The organism is Jeotgalicoccus sp. S0W5, from assembly GCF_011634875.1.
GTDB classification, from domain to species: domain Bacteria; phylum Bacillota; class Bacilli; order Staphylococcales; family Salinicoccaceae; genus Jeotgalicoccus; species Jeotgalicoccus marinus.
The window spans coordinates 35,441-57,302 of the sequence record NZ_SIRQ01000002.1 but is presented as its reverse complement, the minus strand read 5'-3'; the positions used below and the strand labels follow the sequence as shown (position 1 = coordinate 57,302).

Below are 21,862 nucleotides of genomic sequence, written 5' to 3'. Positions count from 1 at the left end.
GATTAGGAGCGATTATATTGGGGGATTTAAATAATCTTAAAGTGGCTCAAAATGGTGCATATTTAAGCATCGGCGTTTATATCATTCTTGCTTTAGTGAAATTTTATTTCGGTACAATTTATGATTCTGCAGCAGTTCGTGCCGATGGTTTAAATAACTTAACAGATATATTAGCTTCTATTGCAGTACTGGTTGGCTTAAAGGTTTCGATAAAACCCCCAGATGATAACCATCCTTATGGTCACTTGAAATCAGAGAATATTGCGGCTTTAGTTGTTTCATTTATTATTATGTTTGTGGGCTTACAGGTATTAATCGAAAACATACCAGCAATCTTTCAACCGGCATCAGAGCCACCACATCCAGTAGTAATCATTGTAAGTATCATATCTGGTTTGATTATGATGGTTGTGTTCTTTATTAATAATCGCTTGGCTAAAAAAGCAAAAAGTGTTTCATTGAGGTCAGCAGCCATGGATAATCTGTCTGATGGCATGATCAGTATCGGTACTGCTATAGGACTTGTCTTAACCCAAGTGGGTCTACCTATCGCTGACGTCATTATTGCATCCATACTCGGACTAATGATTATGTATACAGGTTATACTATCTTTAGAGATTCTATTTTTGCTTTGAGTGATGGCTATAAAGAAACGGATTTAATGGAACATAAAGAAGATATTTTAGAAGTTACTGGGGTTAGAGAAGTGAAGTCTATCAAAGGCCGTTACCATGGTAGCAGTATCTTTTTAGATGTCACAATTATTGTAGACCCTGATATTACAGTGACTGAAGCACATCATATTTGTGACAAGGTTGAAAATCACATGCATGCTAAGGGCATCATGTCTTTATACGTGCATCCAGAACCAAATCTTGAGACAGAAAACTCAGCACCTTAATCGGTGCTGAGTTTTTTACTTGCTAATGACATCTTCATATTTGTCTGGATGTTGATTAAAGCGTTTTGCGACGAACGGACATTTACCAATGAGTTTCAGATTGTTGTCTCTGGCATAATCTGCAGCGTGGTCCAATAACACATCTCCTAAGCCTTGGCCACGGAGTGACTCATCGACGACTACGCTGTCTATCGTATACACATTACCATCTACGGTATAGGATAAGTAACCGTCAGGATTTGAAGCATCACCAAAATAGAACTGATTGTTCTCGTGTTTAATTTCCATTTTTATTCCCCCAACTTTAATTGTTACTTCTATATACCCTTAAATTTATTAACTATCCATTAATGTATATCATAGTTGTCGATAGCAGCATGAAGTTCTTCTAAGTAATGCTTTGCAATACGACTTAAAACTGCTTTGTTGTTGGTTACTGTACCAATAGTGATTTCATCATCAACATCAAGTGGCACTGGGATAATATCTGTACCGTTTAACTCTTCACTGAGTATGCCGCTCGAGATAGTATAACCATTTAGACCAATCATACAATTAAAAATTGTCGCTCTATCACTGACTAGAATATTTTTAGGGCTATCAAGTGTACTGAGTATTTCCTCGGAAAAGTAAAAGGAGTTATGGTCACCTTGATCAAATGATAGACGGGGATAAGCTTGTAAGTCCTCTAAGGTAACCTTATCCTTTGCTGCTAACGGGTTATTTCTACTTATAAAAACGTGAGGTTTTGTAGTGAATAAGACCTCAAAAGTTAAGTGATTTTCTTTTAAGAGTTGAGTAAGAATTTTTTCGTTAAATTTATTCATATACATGACACCAATCTCACTCTTTAAGTCTTTGACGTCATCGATGATTTCGTAAGTTCTCGTTTCTCTTAGAGAGAACTGGTACTTATCTCCCCCGTGATGCTCTATTGTTTTTACCATTGCATCAACAGAAAAAGAATAATGCTGAGTCGACACACTGAGTAGTTGTTCTTGGTGAGGCGTATTTAAATATTTGTTTTCTAAAAGATCGACCTGTTCAACCACTTGTCTGGCATAGCTGAGGAACTCAGCACCATCTGAGCTCAGTGTAATTCCTGTTGAAGTGCGTTTTAAAATTGTGAGACCCATTTCCTTCTCCAGCTCTTTTATAGATTTAGATAAGGTCGGCTGCGAAATGTACAGTTGCTTGGCGGCTTCGTTCAATGAACCTGCTTTTACGACAGCGATTAGATATTTAAGTTGTTGGATAGTCATAGTATCTCCTTTGAATATAGATAAAAGTTATAACGGGTCATGAAATTAATGAGTTAGTCTATATCATACAACCATGATAGTATTTAAACAATCATAAATAGAGATGGAGATGCATAAGAATGGCACAGTTTACATATAAGGCTGATCATGTGGGGAGTTTACTTCGACCACTTGAATTAAAAGAAGCAAGAAGTCAATTTGCAAATGGAGAAATTACTTTAGAAGAATTAAGAGTAGTAGAAGATAAAGCAATTGCTGAGGTAGTACAAAAACAAAAGGATGTCGGCTTAAAAGCCGTTACAGATGGTGAATTTCGCCGTGCCTGGTGGCACTTTGATTTTCTAGAAGGTTTAGGTGGAGTAGAAGGGTCAGATACTGGTGATGGTATTGCCTTTCAGGGTGTCCAAACTAAATCACGTTCTATAAAAGTGGTAGAGAAATTATTCTACCAGCCACATAGGGAGATTGAATTCTTTAAATACCTTCAAGAACAAGCTGGAGATGCGACTGCAAAATATGCGATCCCAAGTCCAAGCATGTTGCACTTTAGAGGTGACGTTGACAAAGATGTTTACCCGGATGAGGAAGAATACTTTAAGGACATCGCTAAAGTCTATGGTGAAGTGATTAAAGATTTTTACGATGCGGGTTGCCGTTACTTACAATTGGATGACACGTCATGGGGTTACTTTAGTTCAAAAGAACAAGTCCAGAAGCTAATTGATAGTGGTAAGGACCCTGAATACTTACAAGATAAATATATTGAAGTATTAAATACAGCACTTAAAGATCGTCCAGAAGATCTATATGTCACGATGCATATCTGTCGAGGGAACTTCCGTTCAACGTGGATTTCATCTGGTGGTTATGAACCAGTTGCAGAAAGACTCTTTGGGGATTTAAATATCGATGCTTTCTTCTTAGAGTACGATAGTGACCGTGCCGGTAGTTTTGAACCGCTTAGACATGTGAAGAGAAAAGATCTTACGATTGTACTTGGATTAGTTACGTCTAAGACAGGCGAGTTAGAAAATCCAGATGAGGTGAAGGCACGTATTAAAGAAGCGAGTGAATATCTACCACTAGAGCAATTAGCCTTAAGTCCTCAATGTGGCTTTGCTTCAACTGAAGAAGGTAATGTGCTTGCAGAAGATGAGCAATGGAAGAAATTACAGTCTGTTGTTGATATTACTAAAGAGGTTTGGAACTAAGAAAGGACGATGTGAATGGCGAAAGTCTACCCAGAACAGGTAATTGGGAAAAGTAAATTTAACAGATTTCATTTAATGGTTTTCTTGTGGTGTTTTACTGCGATTGCCTTAGATGGTTTTGATATTGCAATTTATGGCATTGGTTTACCACAGATGATGAATGATTTTGACATTACGACGGCAACAGCTGGTGCCGTCGGCAGCTACGCCATGATCGGTATGATGGCAGGAACTTTTATCCTTGGTATGATGACGGATTTAGTTGGTAAGAAACGAATTTTAGCAGCTTGTCTGATTATCATAGGCGTCTTTAACTTCTTAGCTGGTTTTGCACCAAACGAGACCTACTTTGTCGTCTTTAGATTTATTGCTTCAATTGGTATGGGTGGCTTAATGCCTGCAGTGATTTCATTAATGACTGAGTATTCACCGGCTAAAAATAGAGCGATGATTGTTGCCTTGATGTATTGCGGCTATTCAACTGGGACAATCGGTGCCTCTTTGTTAGGTATCTATGTTTTAGAATTTATAAGTTGGAGAGTCTTGTTCTGGGTGAGTTTACTGACAGTCGTTGTGACGCCAATCTTATTAAAACAATTCCCTGAATCTCTGTCTTATCATGTGCGCCGAGGCAATAAGGCTCACATTGCTGACATATTAAATAGAGCAACGGCGAGTAACACTTATACAAGTAATGATGACTATTACATTGAAAATCATTCAGTAGAATCAAAAGGTATTCCTGTTAAGAAGCTTTTCAATAATGGTAGAGCACTTTCTACAATCCTATTCTGGGTCGCTGTCATCAGCTGTTTAATGATGATTGCTGGCTTAGGTACTTGGTTACCTAATATTATGCAGGAGTCGGGTTACGGTGTGTCTTCAGCGATGATCTTTACGATTACACTTGCTACTGGCCAGATGATGGGCTCATTACTAGGTGGTGCTTTAGTCGATAAAATTGGACATAAGAATGTACTGTTGACCTTACTTGGAACCGGCGCAATCGCCTTTGTGCTACTAAGTATTACGGAACAGACTTTGATCTTGTTTGTACTGATTGCAGCAGTCGGTGCTTGTACAGCTGGTTCACAGAACCTAATCAACCCTTATATCACAATGTTTTACCCTGCAGATATTAGAGGATCTGGACTTAGTATTGCTGTTGGTATGGGGAGAATTGGTTCTATTACAGGTCCATTATTAATTGGCATGGTACTGATGACAACCCTACCACCTCAACTAACATTCTTAGGATTCGCAGTTCCAAGTGTCATTGCTTTTATTGCGCTCTTGTGTGTGCAAGAACAGCATGCGACTGAGGTTCAAAAGGGGCAATTATTTAGTAAAAAAGAAGTGACAATCACTTAATTATCTAAGACGTGAATAATACGCCTATTCACGTCTTTTTTCAATGTAAACAAATAATTGTCAATAAATTTCCATATTTATGTGAATAAATTAACAATAGTTGTTGAGGAGCGTTGAAATTATTGAAAAAGTAAAACATAATGGTAGTAAGTTAATCATACAAGGAGTGTCATTATGTTAAATCAAGAAGAAATTCAAACGATTCATAGCACAGTGCCATTATTACAAGATAAGGGTGTAGAAATTACAACTAAATTCTATAAAAGAATGTTCGAAAACCACCCTGAACTTAGAGATATGTTTAATCAACCTAACCAGAAACAAGGTTTGCAGTCGACTGCACTAGCAGCATCTGTAGTTGCTGCAGCACAACATATTGAAGATTTAACACCGATTGTACCTGTTGTTATGCCAATCGCCCATAAGCATTGTGGACTTCAAGTTTTCCCGGAACACTACCCAATCGTTGGCGAAAACTTATTGGCAGCAATATCCGAAGTCACTGGCTTAGATATGGATGATCCAGTAATTCAAACATGGGGCAAAGCCTACGGTGAGATTGCAGATGCCTTTATCGGTATAGAAAAAGAAATATACGCTAATATGGCTTGGGAAGGCTTTAAACCATTTGAAGTATTAGCTGTTCGAGATGAAACTGACATTATTAAATCATTTACAGTAAAATCTGAAGCAATCAATGATATTCCATATCAAGCAGGACAGTACATCACTGTTGATGTAAAAGTCCCAGAACTACCTTATAGAGCGAAACGTCATTATTCAATTGTAGATGTACAAGATGGTAGACTGACATTTGCAGTAAGAAAAGAAGAACTTGATGGTATTCGCGGGGAAGTATCGACTTTCTTACATGAACAAATTAAAGCAGGCGATACAATTAATATCTCTGCACCAGTTGGTGTATTTGGAGTTGAAAACGAAGATGCGCCGCAGTTGTTTATTGGTTCAGGTATCGGCGTAACACCGTTATTCCCTATGTTCCGTCAAGCAGCAGAAAAGACGAATGATGTTCAATTCTTACAAGTATCAGACAATAGTGACAACATTGCATTCGAAGTTGAATTAGCAAATATTGCTACTAAAAATAACGTAGAACTTTACAATCATCTACGCGATAAAGATGGTTACCTGTTTAAAGAAAACCTTGAGCAATATTTAAAAGAGAATCAAGAAGTGTATGTATGTGGTGGTGTAACTTTCATTCAATCTATTGTTAAGGAATTAGAAAAAGCAGGTGTAGATTCAGAACATATTCACTATGAGCTATTTGTTCCTAGATTGAGTACACCAGTCTAAATTACAAATAAAAAGGTGAGCGTATCTTTGATATGCTCACCTTTTTTTTGTGTCATTTAATATTTTAGTGGTGACTGTGTCCACCGGCACTATCATCATTTTGGTAGTCCTGTAAAAATACTTCTTCAAACATATCGAGCTCACCAACCGTAAAAAATTTAATTGGTGATGCATCTAAGTGATCCGTTTTGACATTTAGGGTAAGAAGGTAAAGACCATCCGTTGGAATTTCAACATCAGCTGTATAATGATCGTCTACTTTTTTGACTTCATATTCTTCATTCCATACTTCTGCCTCTTTAGCTAGTCGACTGAAGAGGGTGATATCAGCATCTTCAACTGGTTGACCGTTCTCTAAGATGTGAATATTTACGCGTCCTTCTGTCTCTGATTCGGTAATTTCTGACGTATCGATAACGATATCGGAATTATCTAGATTGTTGTACTTATCGTGTGTACTCTGATCGACTATGGAACAACCACTTAAGAATAGGACAGAGAATATTAAAAAAATATATTTAGCCATAAGCCTCTCCTTAATAGTTCAACCAAGAACGAATTTTTTCATTTCGTCTAAGAATCAGACGATCGACAATAAAGATAACAATTAACGATAGACCAACTAAGGGGAAGATAATACCGAGTGCGATTAAGGTGAAGAAGATTCCCTTGTATTCAACGACACTTGCAGATTTAGGTGCCCCACTTTTATTTTTAGGTTTTCTCTTCCACCACATGTAAACGCCAGTAATAACCATGGCTATTAGACCCAAACAGATGACGAGACCAAGCACTTGGTTTACAATGCCAAATTCATGACCTTTGTGTACCGTAATCATCGTTGCCATTATCTTTCCTAACGGTCCGTAGTTATCGTAACGATAGTCAGCAATGACATCACCTGTGTATTGGTCGATATGAATTGTTGCTTCATCTCTTGCTTGGTCAGGAAAGACCGATAAGGTAAAGACCCCTTCTTCTGAAGCGGGGTAGAATATATCGTAGCTAGGATCTACACCTGTACTATCAGCTGTTTCAATGATTTGATCTAAAGAGAGTTGTCTAAAGCCAGATTCCTGGTCTGAATTTTGCACAGGCATCTTTTCAGCTGCCCAGGATACTTCAGCAATATCTTCTGTAACAGTATCAGATTCAGGCGCTGGACCTGTCCAAATGGATGGTGGATAGCCTGAGCCTGAAGCTGTGACGATTTGTTGGACACCATTCCCCCAAAAACCGGTCCACAAGAGTCCGGAGAATAAGAAAAATAGCAGTCCAATAGAAAGCCATGCAGCAGGAACTGCATGAAAATCACGTAAACGAATATGCCCCTGCTTATTAAAACGAATTGTGAATACGCCCTTGATTTTTTCCTTAGTTCTAGGGAACCATAAGAATAAACCAGAGATAATCATAATAATCGTCCAACAAGCAACGAGTTCTACGATTCTATCTCCAATTGTCCCTGCGCTCAGCTCACCATGTAAGGCCTCTAAGATATCCATTGGGCGATTCGCATCCTCAATCATTCCGAGGACCTGTCTATTATATGGATTGACGAAGACAGTGACCGCGGTACCATCAGTTTGAGTGACACCGACCTCTACTGATCGGTTTTCATCTTCACCAGGTCGGTAACGCGTGACGTCCCCACCCCCTGCATAACCTTCAGCAGTAAAGGCAAGATCAGATGGAGGTAATCGTTCTCCATCTTCATCAGCTTCTACATAATAATAATCTTGGTATATGTAGTTCTCAATATTATCTTTAAACAAATATAGCGCACCAGTTGCTGCAAGGAATATTAAAAATGGTGCTATAATGATGCCGGCAAATAAATGCCATCTCCAAATAAGAGGATATGATTTCTTATTCAAGGCTTTCCCTCCTGTCATCTCACTCATATATTATGGATGGAAAATCAAATTTTGTATATGTACCGAGAAGGAAAGATATGACAACTTAATGGTACAATAATATAAAAGTAGACGATTGGGGGTTCAGTATGAATAAAATCTTGGTCGTTGATGATGATCCTAACATTGTCAAATTTGTCACTTTAAACCTAGAGGAGGCTGGCTTTCTAACTGTCGGGGCGAGTGATGGTAGAAACGCTTTAGAAAAGTTAAAGAAAGAAGCCTGTGACCTTGCTGTAGTAGATATTATGATGCCGTATATGGATGGTTTAGCTTTAACGGAAATTCTAAAAAGAGACTTTGATATACCGATTATCATGCTGACTGCTAAGGGACATATCGATGACAAGGCAGAAGCATTTAAAATAGGGACAGATGACTATTTAGTTAAACCTTTCGAACCTCGGGAACTATTGTTTAGAATTGAAGCTTTATTAAGAAGATATAGTGATGAGATTTCTAATACTACCTTAAAATTGGGAAAAGTTTTGATTAATTCGAACAATTATTCAGTGGAAATTGAAGGTAAGGTGTACATGCTACCTCTAAAAGAATTTGAGTTATTGCAATTATTAGCTCAGTATCCAGGGCAGGTCTTTACTAGAGATGCTCTAATTGAACGTATATGGGGACTAGACTATGAGGGAGATGACCGTACAGTTGATGTACATATAAAGCGTCTGAGATCGCGTTTTAAATCAGCAGTTGATGAATTTGAAATTAAGACAATGCGTGGCAGAGGATATTTTCTGGAGCGAAAAATATGAAATCATTATACGTAAAATTTTTAATTACAACACTTGCTATAATGCTGTTCAGTTTCTTTTTCGCCTTTTTCATTTCAAATTTTATCTACCAGATAAACTTAAAAGAAGAGAATGACACCAAGCATACGAACATTGCACTAGAAGTTGCTCAGTTTATCGAAAACAATCCTGACATTAAAGTAGAAGAATACTTGGATACTGTTGCAAAAACTGGACACCAAATTTACTTAGTGGATGCGAATGGCCGAGATCAGTTCTTTGGTACACAGTTTGGAGACATCAACCTTCAGGATGAGGCAATCAAAGAAGTACATTCTGGAGAAATATATCATGGTATGGCGAATTTTGATGCTGAATTATTCGTTACGGGATTCTTTGCAGATGAGCTTAAGAATACAGTAGGCGTACCAGTAACAATTGATGGTCAATCTTATGCGCTGTTCATGCGTACGGATATTGAATTATTATTCAATGAAATGCACGTCTTGTTCGGTGTCTTATTCTTAATTACTATTATATTAAGTATTATTTTAGTGCTGATTAGTGCCCATTATCTCATTAAGCCTGTAACTAAATTGAGCAAGGCAACCAAACGACTTGCCTCAGGTGATTACTCTCTAGATAACCTTGATATATCAAGGAAAGATGAGATTGGAGATTTGGCTACGAACTTTAGAAACATGACCTTACAACTAGGCTATAATGATAAAATTCAAAGAGATTTCATCTCAAATATTTCTCATGATATCCAGTCGCCACTCTCGAATATAAAGGGCTATAATCAGTTATTGAAGAAACCATTGTCGACTGATGTACGTGAAGATTATGCAGAAACAATAGATTTTGAAATTGATCGTTTATCTACGATGACTAAACAACTTTTAGTCTTGTCTTCCATCGACCATGAAGATTACCTGATGAGAAGGGAAAATTATAATCTCAAGCAACAGCTTGAAAGAGCGATTAAAGTTTACGAATGGCAGATTAATGAACGAGAGCTAATGATATCTCATAAGTTAATCGATATAGATATAAGAGCTGACAAGTCATTGCTGAATACAGTGTGGGATAACCTCTTATCTAATGCTGTAAAATACAATGAGGATGCAGGCAGTATTGATATTGAAATGGCTGACTATGGTTCACATGTAATCGTGTCGATAAGTGATACCGGTAAAGGTATAGATAATGTTCATATCGATAAAATATTCGACCGTTTTTATAGAGCGGATAATGCTAGAACAAATAAGGTCGGTGGCTCAGGATTGGGATTATCTATCGTCAAAAAATTATCGAAATGCATGATGGCTCTATCAATGTAAGAAGTAAAAAAGAAGGTACAACCTTTACTGTCCGTTTACCTATAACAGAAAAATAAGAAAAACCTCCTTGTTCATATTGAGTTCACATAACTTAAGTAAAGTGTGAATTAACAAGAACACAGGAGGTCTTTTTCATGAAGATGGCATGGAAAGAAATGAAAAAGTTTAAATTACGTTATTTGATACTAGGGTTTATCGTATTTTTGATTAGCATATTAACAATGAGCATCTCCGGATTGGCAAATGGCTTATCCGATGATAATGCATCTCTAATTAAACATATGCCAGATGGTACGTTTTACATGAGTGAAGATGCTGAGGATAATTATAGCTTTTCAGCAATTGAGAATGAACAGGAAGAAGCACTAGCAGCAACAGATGAAAATTACACACTCTTTTCCATTCAAATGGGAGAAATCAATAATGCAGATGACAAGAAATTTAGCACGGCTTTTGTAACATCAGATGGTGGGGATTATTTTCCTAATGTGGATGAAGGTGAGATTATTTTAGATCGCTCACTAGAAGATGAAGGCTTTAGTGTCGGAGACAAAGTAACCAATGGTCTAATTGAAGATGATTTAACTATCACAGGTTTTGTAGATGGACAGAAATTTAGTCACACAGAAGCTGGATTTATTAATAAAGCGGACTTCCAAGAAATGTATAGAACCGATGCATTTCAAGTCGGTTTTACCGAAGGTGAAGCGGATGTAGAAGGTCTGACTAATTATAGTAACAGTGACTTCTTAAACACAATCCCAAGTTACAGCGCAGAACAGATGTCACTCAACATGATTATCGTATTTCTATATGTGATCAGTGCCTTATTATTTGCGATATTTTTCTATATGATTAATGTCCAAAAAATGAGTACCTTTGGCATATTAAAAGCGATTGGAGTTAAGCAATCTTCACTATTTGTAATGATGTGGGCTCAAATGCTATTCATTACTGTAATCAGCTTAATTCCAGCTATTGCGATTAGCTTAATCATAAACGCTGTTGCACCAGAAGGTATGCCGTTCTTCTTACCGACTGAGACGATTATCTTTGCAGTTGTGGCCTTTATCGTAATTGGTTTTGTCGGTGCTACGATTTCAGGACTTCAGATTAGAAAAGCAGAACCAATGCAGGCAATTAATCAAGGAGGTATGTAAGATGGTATTATTTGAACTCACAAATATCGATAAGGCAGTTAAAAATGGAAATAGGGAAGAAAAAATATTAAACGATGTGGACTTAACTTTAAATGAAGGTGAATTAACGGCCCTTACAGGTCCTTCAGGTTCGGGGAAAAGTACACTTTTAACCATTGCAGCTTGTTTACAAAACAAAACGAACGGTAGTATTTCATTTAAAGGTAAAAAAATATCTGAAAAGAATGATGGGTCAATACGAAAACTTCGAGCAGAAAAATTTGGTTTTGTCTTTCAACATGCGCATCTCGTACCATTCCTAACTGTTGGGGAACAATTGGCGCTCATGCTTGATACGGCAAATGTCAAACTTTCTAAAGAAGACAAAAATAATAAAATTAATAAGATACTTCAAGCTGTGGATATGTACAAGCATAAGAATAGTTATCCTGAAAATTTATCAGGTGGTGAGAGACAACGAGCAGCAATTGCGAGAGCAATCATTCATGATCCAGAGTTATTGTTTGCAGATGAACCGACAGCAAGCCTAGACTCTAAACGTTCTGAAGAAGTTATGGCACTGATTAAAAGATTATCACAAGATTTAGGTATCACAGTGTTAATGGTGACACATGACATGGATATGTTGGAATATGCAGATCGTAGAATTGAGATGAAAGATGGTCAAATAACTAAAGGTTAATAGGGTAAGAGATATTTATGAAAACATAAATATCTCTTTTTTCTTATATTATTACTTTAGTCGCTGTTGATATTATAAGGTAAACTGTAATAAACAGTTTGAAGGGAGAAATTTATGACGGATAACAATAAGGAAAGAAAATTTAAGATGCCTCATATTTACGTGATTTTATTCCTATTTGGTCTAGTTGCAGCTGCATCTACATATCTTATACCAGCTGGTGAATTTGACCGAGTCGAAATAGAGGAAGGGAGAACAGCAGTAGATCCTGAATCATTCCAATTCACAGAGTCTGAACCGACAGACCTCGTTCAGTTTATGACAGCTATACCACGAGGCCTAATCGATGCAGGTGAAGTTGTCTTCTTCACATTAATCATCGGTGGAATGTTCATGGTGCTTAGAGAAAGTGGGATTATTGAAATAGCGGTTGATAAGCTCGCGCGTAGGTTTTCAAATAAGAGTATTCTTGTGATTCCTGTTTTAATGACAGTATTTGCGACAATAGCGACACTTATTGGAACTGCAGAATTATCGTTAGTCTACATACCCGTTATTATTCCTTTAATTATTGCCTTAGGTTATGACTCCATGACTGCAGCAGCAATTGCCTTATGTGGAACGGTTGTTGGTTATTCGGTGGGGGTATTGAATCCAGTCAATACCGGTTTAGCACAAACCATTTCAGAATTACCAACCTTCTCTGGACTAAGCTTTAGGTTAATACTGTTTGTGATCGTACTGACTATAACAATTCTATTTGTTATGAGATATGCTAAAAAGGTTCAAAAAAACCCTACGGCAAGTATCGTCTATGAAGAAGATAGTGAGAAACGTGCATCATATAAATCAATTGCGGATCAGGAACCACTAAAGGCAAATAATAGACAAATTGCTGGAGCGTTCACTGTACTCATATTCTTTATTATTTTAGTATGGGGCGTAATTACTCAAGGTTGGTTTATGATAGAAATGGCCGGTTTATTCATACTGATGGGCGTGACAGTCGGGATGGTTTCAGGCATGTCATTAACACATATTAGTGAGTCCTTCACTAAAGGCTTTAGAGACGTATTAATGGGTGCTGTGATTATTGGTTTAGCACGCTCTATCGCAGTAATATTAGAAGATGGTCGAGTGATGGATACGATTGTAAATGGACTTGGAACAGTTGTAGGAGACTTACCGCCAGTTCTTGCAGCTGCAGGTATGTACTTCGTTCAGTTACTGATTAATTTCATCATTCCATCAGGATCTGGTCAAGCATTGGTAACAATGCCAATTATGGCTCCATTATCGGATATGCTCGGTGTGACAAGACAAACAGCTGTACTCGCTTTCCAACTAGGTGATGGCTTTGCACATATTTTATATCCAACAAGTGGATACTTCATGGCTGCACTTGTTATCGCAGGCGTTGAATGGCATAAATGGATAAAATTCTTCCTGCCGTTATTCTTAATTCTTATGGGGATATCATTAAGTGCATTGATCGTTGCCCAAGCAATTGGCTGGTCCTAAAGTTAAAAAAGCGGGGAGAAAATTCTAAGATTTTCTCCCCGTTTTTTCTTATTAAAATTTAGCCACTGCTGTTGAAATATCTTGGTCACCAGTAACAATTTGAAGTTCTTTACCACGATTGTCAGCATTGTCTACAAGCTCAAATATTACGCTTGCGATATCTTCTCGTGGAACCTCTTTGATCTCGTCAAAGTAGAGTCCTAGCTCGACCTTACCTGTACCTGGGTTATCAGTCAGAATACCTGGGTGAACGATTGAATGTGTTAATCCTGAACGTTTTAAGTGTTCGTCTGCATGGTGTTTAGCAATTGTATAAGGTTTAATTTTCTGAGCATCTGGTGTATCGAATGCTTCTCTTCTTGAATCGAAAGTTGATACCATAACGAAGTGATCAACATTTGAATTTTTGCTTGCTTCTATTGTTTTAACTGCACCATCTAAGTCGACAGAGATTGTCTTATCTGCTCCAGTGCTACCCCCTGATCCTACAGAGAATACGACTTGTTCAAAGCCTGAAACCTTATCTGTTAATTCTTCAATGGTATCTTGGTCTACATCAATAAGTAAGGATTCCACACCACTATCTTTTAAGGCATCTCTTTGTTCTTCTTTTCTAACCCCTGCAGTGAATGTCTTGCCCTTACCTTGTAACTGCTTAACTAGGTGTTTACCTACACCGCCGTTGGCGCCGATAACTAATATACTCATAAAGTCATACACTCCTTATAGGTTGATATGTCTATTTTATCCTAATAAACGTTTGAATAGCTTGGATTTTGCTTGATCAAATGGTGCATATCGTACAGGGAAATCCACTGCTGTGGTATTTTTGACAACACTCTTAAAGTGTGAAAACGTATCAAATGACGCTTTGCCGTGATAGGCACCCATACCACTCGCACCGACGCCACCAAATGGTAAAGAATGACTGGCTAAATGCATCAGTGTATCATTTACACAACCGCCACCAAAAGATAATTTCTGTAACAGCAGGTTTGCTGTGTTGTTATCTTCAGTAAAGATATATGTTGCCAGTGGATTAGGCAGTGCTTGTTGTTGAACGATTAAATCGTCGATATTATCGTAGGTTAGGATCGGTAAAATAGGGCCGAAAATTTCTTCTGCCATTACATCATCATTTAAATGGCTATCAGGCAAGATAGCGGGTGCAATTTTTCTCTCTTTTACATTGACCCTACCCCCAATAAGTTTAGGGTCATCTAATAAGGCTGTTAATCTTTCAAAGTGCTTATTATTAATGATTTTTGGATAATCATCACGACTTTCTGCATCTTCATAGCGCTCATTTATTTCATCGATTAGACGCTCAATAAAGGCATCCTTAATGGACTCATGGATGATAAGATGATCTGGTGCAACACAAGTTTGTCCTGCATTAATGAATTTACCCCAGGCAATACGTCTAGCAGCGACATCAATGTTAGCAGTTTCGTCGATAATGGCGGGGCTCTTACCACCTAATTCAAGTGTAACTGGCGTCAATGTTTGACTCGCTATACTCATAATTTCCTTACCTATTCTTGTACTTCCAGTAAAGAAGATGTAATCATAATCTTGCTTGTTGACCTCATCATGGGGTGTGTCATACGGTAAGCAATGAACAAATTCCTCTACAAAGGTGTAATTTATGATTTTTTCTAAGATTGCAGACGTCTTAGGGCTAGTTTCAGACGGTTTTACTACAGCGCAGTTGCCTGCTGCAATGGCGCCGATTAATGGACCGATTGTTAGATTTACAGGGTAATTCCATGGTGACAATATCAAGGTCACACCATAAGGTTCAGCATAAATATGACTAGATGCTGGTAAGCTCATGACACTAGATTTTACTTTCTTTGGGCTCGCCCATTTCTTTACATGTTTAATTGCATAATTTATTTCCTGGTAAATAATGCCGAGTTCTGTCATATAAGCTTCAGTAGATGATTTGCCAAGATCTTCATACAGTGCGTCTAGGATTATTTTCTCGTTGGCTTTTAAAGCTGTTCTCAATTTTCTAAGTTGACGAACACGAAAGTCAACAGGGCGTGTGTAATCATTTAAGAAATATTTTCTTTGTTCCAAAACAAGTGCTTCAACTGACATAGTATAAACCTACTTTCAAAATATATTTATATTGTGAATAATCTTTTAAGATATTGATATTTAGGGTATGGACATTTACAACCAGTTTAACTTATCTATAACATATATGAAATTATAAAGGAGCTTTGTGTCATGATTGATTTTAAAAATGTGTCAAAGCGTTATGGTGATAAAATCGCTGTGAATAACGTCAGTTTTGATATAAATGAAGGAGAATTTTTTGTTTTAATTGGCCCATCAGGAAGTGGTAAGACGACAACACTTAAAATGATTAATCGGCTAATTCCTCTGAGTGAAGGATACATATATTTTAAAGACAACCCAATTAGCGATTACGAAGTTTATGAAATGCGTAGAGACATGGGATATGTACTACAACAAATTGCGCTTTTTCCGCATATGACAATCGCAGAAAATATTGCACAAGTCCCACAGATGGAAAAATGGTCTGACGAAAAAATTAAAAATAGAATCGATGAATTATTAGAGATGGTCGGCTTAGACCCTGAGGTTTATAGAGATAGGAAGCCGACTGAACTGTCGGGTGGTCAACAACAAAGAATCGGTGTGCTTCGAGCACTGGCTGCTGATCCTCCAGTGATTTTAATGGATGAGCCTTTCAGTGCACTAGACCCTATAACTAGAGAAAAATTTCAGAACGATCTAATTGAACTACAAGAGAAAATCAAAAAGACCATTATCTTTGTTACGCATGATATATCTGAAGCATTCAAGCTTGCAGACCGTTTATGTTTGTTCAATGAAGGGGCAGTTGAACAGATTGGTACGCCAAATGAGTTTATTCAGACGCCAAAAAGTGACTTTGTTAGAACCTTTATAGGTGGTCAAAGTGAACCTTTTGATGATATTAAAGCAGGTGATTTAGTATTGAATAAAGCAGTGCTTAAGAATGAACATCAGGGCGTCTATATTTCACAAGATAAATCACTTCATGACGTTTTTACAGCACTCACTGAACAGGATGAAGTTATAGTTGAAGTTGAGGACGGTCCTAAACTATTAACGCGTTCTGATGTGTTTCAACATCTCGCCCGGAAAAGTGGTGAAGTTAAATGAATACATTTCTAGAGACTTTATCGTCGAGACGTGGTGAGCTTTTACAAACACTAATCGAACACATACAGATTTCATTTATTGCCCTCTTAATTGCGGTACTTATTGGGGTACCACTTGGCATACTTTTAACCAAGACGGACCGCATTGCTGAGATCGTTATAAATATCGCTGCAGTAATGCAGACTATACCGTCATTAGCACTATTAGGCTTGATGATACCCTTATTTGGTATCGGTGAAGTACCGGCAATTATCGCACTTGTAATATACGCCTTACTGCCCGTATTAAGAAATACTTATACAGGTATTAATGAAGTAGATGAGTCTTTAGTGGAAGCGGCTGAAGGTATCGGTATGAAACCGGTAAGACGACTATTAAAAGTGGAAATACCGATTGCTATGCCAATTATTATGGCAGGTATTAGAACAGCAATGGTGTTAATTATTGGTACGGCAACCTTAGCTGCTTTAATTGGTGCAGGTGGTTTAGGTGATTTAATACTACTCGGTATTAATCGTAATAACACAGATCTTATTCTAATCGGTGCGATACCTGCAGCACTGTTAGCGATTATTTTTGATATCGGTTTAAGAATCATACAAAACTTATCCTATAAACGTGCCATGATTACAGTGGGTACAATATTTGTCATTATTTTAGCAGTTACCTTAGCACCACTATTAACGAATAGAGATGGCGAGATTACTATTGCAGGTAAATTAGGCTCAGAGCCTGCGATTATAACGAATATGTATAAGATATTAATTGAAGAAGAAACCGATTATACAGTGAATGTTGAAGATGGTTTAGGGCAAACTTCATTCTTGTTCAATGCCTTAAGATCTGACGATATAGATGGTTACCTAGAGTTTACAGGTACAGTCTTAGGAGAGCTTGTAAAAGAAGCTCCAGAATCGAATGATGTAGAAGTGGTATACAACCAGGCGAACACTGCATTAGATTCGGAATTTGATATGACCATGCTCGAACCTATGATGTTTAACAACACTTACACTCTAGCAGTAAAAAGAGATTTTGCTGAAGAAAATAATTTAACCACAATCGAAGATTTAAAAAGTATAGAAGATGAAATAAGACCTGGCTTTACTATGGAGTTTAATGACCGAGTTGAAGACGGTTACCCGGCAATTCAAGAAGCTTATGACCTAAACTTTAATGATGTCATTACTATGGAGCCACAATTGAGATACCAAGCAATTGAAAATGGTGAGATTAACTTAATGGATGCTTATGCAACTGATGCAGAATTACGTCAGTACGATATGGTTATATTGGAAGATAACAAACAAGTATTTCCACCATATCAAGGTGCGCCACTCTTTAAGCAAGAATTTTTAGATGAACATCCTGAAATTATTGATCCATTAAATCAATTGTCTGGCATGATTACAGATGAGGAAATGCAAGATATGAACTATCGCGTAACAGTAGATGACGAAGCACCATATGACGTGGCAGAAGAATTCTTACAAGAAAATAATCTGATAGATTAAAAAAGCTGACTCCCTAGGGAGCCAGCTTTTTTTAGAATTCTTCATATTCATTTGGGTCTTGGTTGTTGATACGTCCATCAAGGCGGTCTAAACGATCGATCGCATGCATCTCGTCTTCAGAGAGTTCAAAATCAAAGATGTTTAAGTTACTTATCTGACGTTCTGGTTTGGATGAACGTGGTACTGGTAAGACACCATGTTGGTAATGCCAACGTAAAATAATTTGCCCGACGTCTTTTTCTTTTGCTAGTTTTTGCAAAAGCGGATCATTAATTACTGATTGTGCACGTGATAAAGGACTCCATGCTTCCGTTATAATGTCGTTATCCTTATTATATTTACGGACCTTCTCTTGAATAAAGTAGGGGTGAAGTTCTATTTGATTGATAACAGGTTTCACACCCGTTTCATTGACTAGACGGTCAATATGCTCTGGTTCAAAGTTAGACACACCGATTGATCTAACGTATCCATTTTTTTGAGCTTGAATTAATGCCTTCCAAGCTTCCACATACTTGTCTTGTTTAGGATTTGGCCAGTGCAATAAGAATAAGTCAATATAATTCAAACCTGTTCTAAACAAGGATTCTTCAATAGATTCTAATGCAGTGTCATAATCATATAAACCACCACGAAGCTTAGATGTCACGTATATTTCTTCTCTAGAAACATCAGTATTTCTGATAGCTTCTCCAACAGCCCCTTCGTTTCTATAACGGATTGCAGTGTCTAATAACCGGTAACCATTATTTATGGCAGTTTCTATATCTTTAGCACCTTGCTTCCCGTTAAGGTATACCGTGCCAAATCCAATGGCTGGAATTTTGTAACCATCATGTAAATTATATTCTGGGATGCTGTTCATATTATCACCTTCCATTATTACGCTCTATTACATCATCTAACAAAAACTCCAGCTTGTCTTAAATTTTGTTTCTATCTTCTAGTTAAGATATCTCTGTTTCATTAATTCTTTCAGCATATTAATTTCGTAATTCAAGCGTTTACCAGTCTTCGTATCCCGAACTTTTTTACGCTCTACTTCTTCATCGACAATCCTTCTAACAGCAAGTACATCGGATTCATTATTTAGTACATTATCTTTAGAGTTAAACTCTTGGTGGGCAACAAGTTGCATACCATATGAATTATATAACAAGGTGTAGCCGGCAATGCCTGTTGTGGATTGATACGCTTTAGAGAAACCACCGTCGATAACTATAAACTTACCATCCGCTTTAATCGGGTTCTCACCTTCTTTTTCTTTCACAGGCGTATGTCCGTTGATGATATGACCTTCATCAGGATCTAAATCGAACTCTTCTAAGAAGATACGTGCAGACTCGGCTTTTTCTCTAAGGTAATAGTATGGGTTCTTCTCTTCTTTTTGAGCGGGTTTATCATTTACAAAATATCTCTCAAATGTAGTCATGGCACGTTTTCCAAATAGAGAAGATTTTTTACCATTCCATAAGTACCATACAAGGTCAGTGGCTAGATCATCAGTGTCATCTAAGTGCGTAAATGAGTAGCGTAAGTAGTACTCAAACTGATCTAGAAGTTCGCGACCATAGTATGTTTTACCGTCGATTTCCATACCTTCCATATTGCTATCTTCGTCTACAGGAATACAGCCGTGAATTAATAGATTGCCGTTATAACGTAGGTATAAGTTTCCTTTCTTCATCATGAAACTCATATGACGTTTTAGTTTCTCGGATTGTTGCACACTGATGAGTAAAGTATTCATCACATCTTCTTCATCTTCAGTTAAAGCTGTAGGATTATTCGGATCAATCGTAGAGAAACAAGTATTTTCTAAAGGATATACATTACCATTAACCGTGTATTCAAGTGTGTCGTAATTGATGTTTTCCAGTACTAGACGGTCATCCATTTCAAAATTAGGACGGCGCTTGATAATGGGTGCCTCTAGTTTAAATTGGATCATCGCAATGGCTTGTTGAACCTTGGTCATCTGTAACTGTTCAGCTTCATCCAATGTTTTACCAGTTGTTTTCTTCGGTCTAAATGCCTTGTTATCTCCATAGTACTTATCAGCTAAAGTAAATAAAGGGCGTAAATTTATACCGTAAGCATCTTCAATAATATCTAAGTTATTGTATCTAGCGCAGATACGAATAATGTTGGCAAGACACACTTTGGAGCCGGCATAGGAACCAATCCATAAAACATCGTGGTTCCCCCATTGAATATCAACAGAGTGATAATCGATAAGCGTATCCATAATCTTGTCAGGTTCTGGCCCTCTATCATAAATGTCGCCAACAACATGAAGGTGATCGACAACTAATCTTTGAACACTAAAAGCGAGTCCAGTGATTAATTTATCCGCTTGACCTAAACCGATTACTTCACTAAGAATACTATTATAGTATTGTTTCTTATTATCATTTTCATCTTTCTTATATAAAAGTTCCTCAATGATATAAGCGAACTGTGGTGGTAAGGCCTTTCTAAGTTTTGAACGTGTATATTTTGAAGAAGAGTAAGCAACCAACTCAATTAATTGCTCAACCTTAGTTTTATACCAATGATTTAATTCATCCTTATTGGTAAATTCATTCTTTACTAATTGAAGTTTTTCTTCAGGATAGTAGACGACAGCTGCAAGTTCATTTAACTCGTTCGTTGTCAGTTGGTCTTTAAATAAATCGTCAATTTTAACTTTGACATTACCCGAACCATTTCTTAATACGTGTTGGAAAGCTTGAAACTCACCATGTAAATCACTGACAAAGTGCTCAGTACCCTTTGGCAATTCCATTATAGATTCAAGATTTATAATCTCAGTTGCCACTTTTTCTTCAGAATTAAACTTCTCGGCTAAAAGTTGAAAATAGTGCGCCTTGTAATCCTGGTTGTCGTTATCGATATTTGTCAATCTAAACACCCCTAAGCCTTTTCAAATATTAATACCTCTATTATATCGATAAGCATGTAAATGATAAATGATTTCCCGTACATGTTTGTAGTGAATCATTATTGGTTAAAAGATTAATAGATAGAATAAGGAGGAACGAGGGTGAAAACGAAGATTTTTGGACTAGCATTAGCAACAACATTAGCTTTAGCTGCTTGTAATAGTGATGGAGGTTCTGAAGAAGATACAGACGATGCAGGCACACCTGCAGAACCTGTAGAAGATACTCAAGGTGATAATCAAACAGATGATGATTCAAACGATGATAACTCCGGCTCAGAAGAGTCTTCCAGTGATTCATCAGGGAATAGCAGTGAAGCAATCGCCATTGACGATGTAAATTTAAGTCCTGAAGATGCTATTGAAATTGCACAGGGTGAATTCGATGGTGATTTGCACGAAGTTCAGCTCGATCAAGATAGAGGGGACTGGGTGTATAAAATAGACCTAAGAAGTGCAGATGAAGAAGCTGAAGTAACGATTAATCAAGAGACAGAGGAAGTCGTCGACGTTAGAACTGATTCAGAAGGTGATGACGATGAAGAAGAAATTCTAGATTACTCTAGCGTTAGTTCAATTGACGAAGCTTTTGAAGTCGCAAGTTCTGATGCAGGCGGCGGAGATATTTCAGAATGGACACTTTCAATGGATGATGGTAAGGCTGAATATGACATTGACTTACTGTATGAAAATGAAATTTACGAATATACAATTGATGCAGAATCACTTGAAATTCTAGATTCAGAACGTGATGATGAAGATTAATTATAAGTAAATAAGAAGAACTAAT

Annotated in this window: 20 protein-coding genes; 12 read left to right on the top strand and 8 right to left on the bottom strand. The window is 37.3% G+C overall.

What is annotated here, in order from left to right; translation table 11 throughout:
* The first annotated feature begins 17 nt into the window (after nt 1-17).
* Nucleotides 18-902, top strand: a complete 885-nt coding sequence (locus EYB29_RS01080; protein WP_035855289.1) for a cation diffusion facilitator family transporter — start codon at nt 18-20, stop codon at nt 900-902.
* Between the two features lie 15 nt (nt 903-917).
* Here EYB29_RS01080 and EYB29_RS01075 read toward each other — a convergent pair whose 3' ends face one another.
* Entirely contained in the window at nt 918-1,190 is a 273-nt protein-coding gene (locus tag EYB29_RS01075) for a GNAT family N-acetyltransferase (protein WP_035855288.1), read from the bottom strand.
* Nucleotides 1,191-1,249: 59 nt separating this feature from the next.
* Entirely contained in the window at nt 1,250-2,164 is a 915-nt protein-coding gene (locus EYB29_RS01070) for a LysR family transcriptional regulator (protein ID WP_026865891.1), read from the bottom strand.
* Between the two features lie 119 nt (nt 2,165-2,283).
* Here EYB29_RS01070 and EYB29_RS01065 point away from each other — a divergent pair, with 119 nt between their 5' ends.
* From EYB29_RS01065 to EYB29_RS01055, 3 genes are all read left to right on the top strand, one after another.
* A complete protein-coding gene (locus EYB29_RS01065; protein WP_166626312.1) occupies nt 2,284-3,375 on the top strand; it encodes a 5-methyltetrahydropteroyltriglutamate--homocysteine S-methyltransferase in 1,092 nt (363 codons plus the stop codon).
* Between the two features lie 15 nt (nt 3,376-3,390).
* Complete coding sequence (locus EYB29_RS01060; protein ID WP_166626311.1) at nt 3,391-4,746, top strand: MFS transporter; 1,356 nt, start codon at nt 3,391-3,393, stop codon at nt 4,744-4,746.
* 174 nt (nt 4,747-4,920) lie between these two features.
* Nucleotides 4,921-6,063, top strand: coding sequence for a globin domain-containing protein (locus EYB29_RS01055; protein WP_166626310.1), 1,143 nt, complete (start codon nt 4,921-4,923; stop codon nt 6,061-6,063).
* A 64-nt stretch (nt 6,064-6,127) separates the two neighbouring features.
* Here the strand turns inward: EYB29_RS01055 and EYB29_RS01050 are convergent, their stop codons facing one another.
* Nucleotides 6,128-6,589 carry a hypothetical protein gene (locus tag EYB29_RS01050; protein ID WP_166626309.1) on the bottom strand — a complete coding sequence of 154 codons (462 nt, stop codon included), beginning with the start codon at nt 6,587-6,589 and terminating at the stop codon, nt 6,128-6,130.
* Between the two features lie 10 nt (nt 6,590-6,599).
* Nucleotides 6,600-7,940, bottom strand: a complete 1,341-nt coding sequence (locus tag EYB29_RS01045) for a PepSY-associated TM helix domain-containing protein (RefSeq protein ID WP_240921804.1) — start codon at nt 7,938-7,940, stop codon at nt 6,600-6,602.
* A gap of 128 nt (nt 7,941-8,068) precedes the next feature.
* Between EYB29_RS01045 and EYB29_RS01040 the strand changes: the two genes are divergently transcribed.
* From EYB29_RS01040 to EYB29_RS01020, 5 genes are all read left to right on the top strand, one after another.
* Nucleotides 8,069-8,746 carry a response regulator transcription factor gene (locus tag EYB29_RS01040; protein ID WP_166626308.1) on the top strand — a complete coding sequence of 226 codons (678 nt, stop codon included), beginning with the start codon at nt 8,069-8,071 and terminating at the stop codon, nt 8,744-8,746.
* A complete protein-coding gene (locus EYB29_RS01035; RefSeq protein WP_371807490.1) occupies nt 8,743-10,068 on the top strand; it encodes a HAMP domain-containing sensor histidine kinase in 1,326 nt (441 codons plus the stop codon). The genes EYB29_RS01040 and EYB29_RS01035 overlap by 4 nt, the downstream gene beginning before the upstream one ends.
* Before the next feature lie 134 nt (nt 10,069-10,202).
* Nucleotides 10,203-11,228 carry an ABC transporter permease gene (locus tag EYB29_RS01030; protein ID WP_166626307.1) on the top strand — a complete coding sequence of 342 codons (1,026 nt, stop codon included), beginning with the start codon at nt 10,203-10,205 and terminating at the stop codon, nt 11,226-11,228.
* Nucleotide 11,229: 1 nt separating this feature from the next.
* Nucleotides 11,230-11,910, top strand: a complete 681-nt coding sequence (locus EYB29_RS01025; RefSeq protein WP_166626306.1) for an ABC transporter ATP-binding protein — start codon at nt 11,230-11,232, stop codon at nt 11,908-11,910.
* Between the two features lie 114 nt (nt 11,911-12,024).
* Nucleotides 12,025-13,431 (top strand): YfcC family protein, encoded by a 1,407-nt coding sequence (locus tag EYB29_RS01020; RefSeq protein WP_166626305.1) that lies wholly within the window; start codon nt 12,025-12,027, stop codon nt 13,429-13,431.
* Between the two features lie 51 nt (nt 13,432-13,482).
* Here the strand turns inward: EYB29_RS01020 and EYB29_RS01015 are convergent, their stop codons facing one another.
* On the bottom strand, nt 13,483-14,139 hold the full coding sequence (locus tag EYB29_RS01015; RefSeq protein ID WP_026865880.1) for an SDR family oxidoreductase: 657 nt from the start codon (nt 14,137-14,139) through the stop codon (nt 13,483-13,485).
* 36 nt (nt 14,140-14,175) lie between these two features.
* Nucleotides 14,176-15,537, bottom strand: a complete 1,362-nt coding sequence (locus EYB29_RS01010) for an aldehyde dehydrogenase (protein ID WP_166626304.1) — start codon at nt 15,535-15,537, stop codon at nt 14,176-14,178.
* Between the two features lie 132 nt (nt 15,538-15,669).
* On the opposite strand from EYB29_RS01010, the gene EYB29_RS01005 reads away from it, so the two are divergent.
* Both EYB29_RS01005 and EYB29_RS01000 read left to right on the top strand, forming a co-directional pair.
* Nucleotides 15,670-16,614, top strand: a complete 945-nt coding sequence (locus EYB29_RS01005) for an ABC transporter ATP-binding protein (RefSeq protein ID WP_166626303.1) — start codon at nt 15,670-15,672, stop codon at nt 16,612-16,614.
* Nucleotides 16,611-18,128 carry an ABC transporter permease/substrate-binding protein gene (locus EYB29_RS01000; protein WP_166626302.1) on the top strand — a complete coding sequence of 506 codons (1,518 nt, stop codon included), beginning with the start codon at nt 16,611-16,613 and terminating at the stop codon, nt 18,126-18,128. Before EYB29_RS01005 ends, EYB29_RS01000 begins: the two co-directional genes overlap by 4 nt.
* A gap of 31 nt (nt 18,129-18,159) precedes the next feature.
* Here the strand turns inward: EYB29_RS01000 and EYB29_RS00995 are convergent, their stop codons facing one another.
* Nucleotides 18,160-19,008 carry an aldo/keto reductase gene (locus tag EYB29_RS00995; RefSeq protein WP_371807489.1) on the bottom strand — a complete coding sequence of 283 codons (849 nt, stop codon included), beginning with the start codon at nt 19,006-19,008 and terminating at the stop codon, nt 18,160-18,162.
* 63 nt (nt 19,009-19,071) lie between these two features.
* Nucleotides 19,072-21,033 carry a fructose-1,6-bisphosphatase gene (locus tag EYB29_RS00990; RefSeq protein WP_305793596.1) on the bottom strand — a complete coding sequence of 654 codons (1,962 nt, stop codon included), beginning with the start codon at nt 21,031-21,033 and terminating at the stop codon, nt 19,072-19,074.
* Between the two features lie 141 nt (nt 21,034-21,174).
* On the opposite strand from EYB29_RS00990, the gene EYB29_RS00985 reads away from it, so the two are divergent.
* Nucleotides 21,175-21,837 carry a PepSY domain-containing protein gene (locus EYB29_RS00985; protein ID WP_166626301.1) on the top strand — a complete coding sequence of 221 codons (663 nt, stop codon included), beginning with the start codon at nt 21,175-21,177 and terminating at the stop codon, nt 21,835-21,837.
* Nucleotides 21,838-21,862 lie beyond the last annotated feature (25 nt).

Excerpts from the sequence above, each read along its gene's own strand:
- EYB29_RS01075 (WP_035855288.1), bottom strand. The coding sequence starts at position 1,190 with ATGGAAATTAAACACGAGAACAATCAGTTCTATTTTGGTGATGCTTCA.
- EYB29_RS01070 (WP_026865891.1), bottom strand. The coding sequence starts at position 2,164 with ATGACTATCCAACAACTTAAATATCTAATCGCTGTCGTAAAAGCAGGT.
- EYB29_RS01065 (WP_166626312.1), top strand. The coding sequence starts at position 2,284 with ATGGCACAGTTTACATATAAGGCTGATCATGTGGGGAGTTTACTTCGA.
- EYB29_RS01060 (WP_166626311.1), top strand. The coding sequence starts at position 3,391 with ATGGCGAAAGTCTACCCAGAACAGGTAATTGGGAAAAGTAAATTTAAC.
- EYB29_RS01055 (WP_166626310.1), top strand. The coding sequence starts at position 4,921 with ATGTTAAATCAAGAAGAAATTCAAACGATTCATAGCACAGTGCCATTA.
- EYB29_RS01050 (WP_166626309.1), bottom strand. The coding sequence starts at position 6,589 with ATGGCTAAATATATTTTTTTAATATTCTCTGTCCTATTCTTAAGTGGT.
- EYB29_RS01040 (WP_166626308.1), top strand. The coding sequence starts at position 8,069 with ATGAATAAAATCTTGGTCGTTGATGATGATCCTAACATTGTCAAATTT.
- EYB29_RS01035 (WP_371807490.1), top strand. The coding sequence starts at position 8,743 with ATGAAATCATTATACGTAAAATTTTTAATTACAACACTTGCTATAATG.
- EYB29_RS01030 (WP_166626307.1), top strand. The coding sequence starts at position 10,203 with ATGAAGATGGCATGGAAAGAAATGAAAAAGTTTAAATTACGTTATTTG.
- EYB29_RS01025 (WP_166626306.1), top strand. The coding sequence starts at position 11,230 with ATGGTATTATTTGAACTCACAAATATCGATAAGGCAGTTAAAAATGGA.
- EYB29_RS01020 (WP_166626305.1), top strand. The coding sequence starts at position 12,025 with ATGACGGATAACAATAAGGAAAGAAAATTTAAGATGCCTCATATTTAC.
- EYB29_RS01015 (WP_026865880.1), bottom strand. The coding sequence starts at position 14,139 with ATGAGTATATTAGTTATCGGCGCCAACGGCGGTGTAGGTAAACACCTA.
- EYB29_RS01010 (WP_166626304.1), bottom strand. The coding sequence starts at position 15,537 with ATGTCAGTTGAAGCACTTGTTTTGGAACAAAGAAAATATTTCTTAAAT.
- EYB29_RS01005 (WP_166626303.1), top strand. The coding sequence starts at position 15,670 with ATGATTGATTTTAAAAATGTGTCAAAGCGTTATGGTGATAAAATCGCT.
- EYB29_RS01000 (WP_166626302.1), top strand. The coding sequence starts at position 16,611 with ATGAATACATTTCTAGAGACTTTATCGTCGAGACGTGGTGAGCTTTTA.
- EYB29_RS00995 (WP_371807489.1), bottom strand. The coding sequence starts at position 19,008 with ATGGAAGGTGATAATATGAACAGCATCCCAGAATATAATTTACATGAT.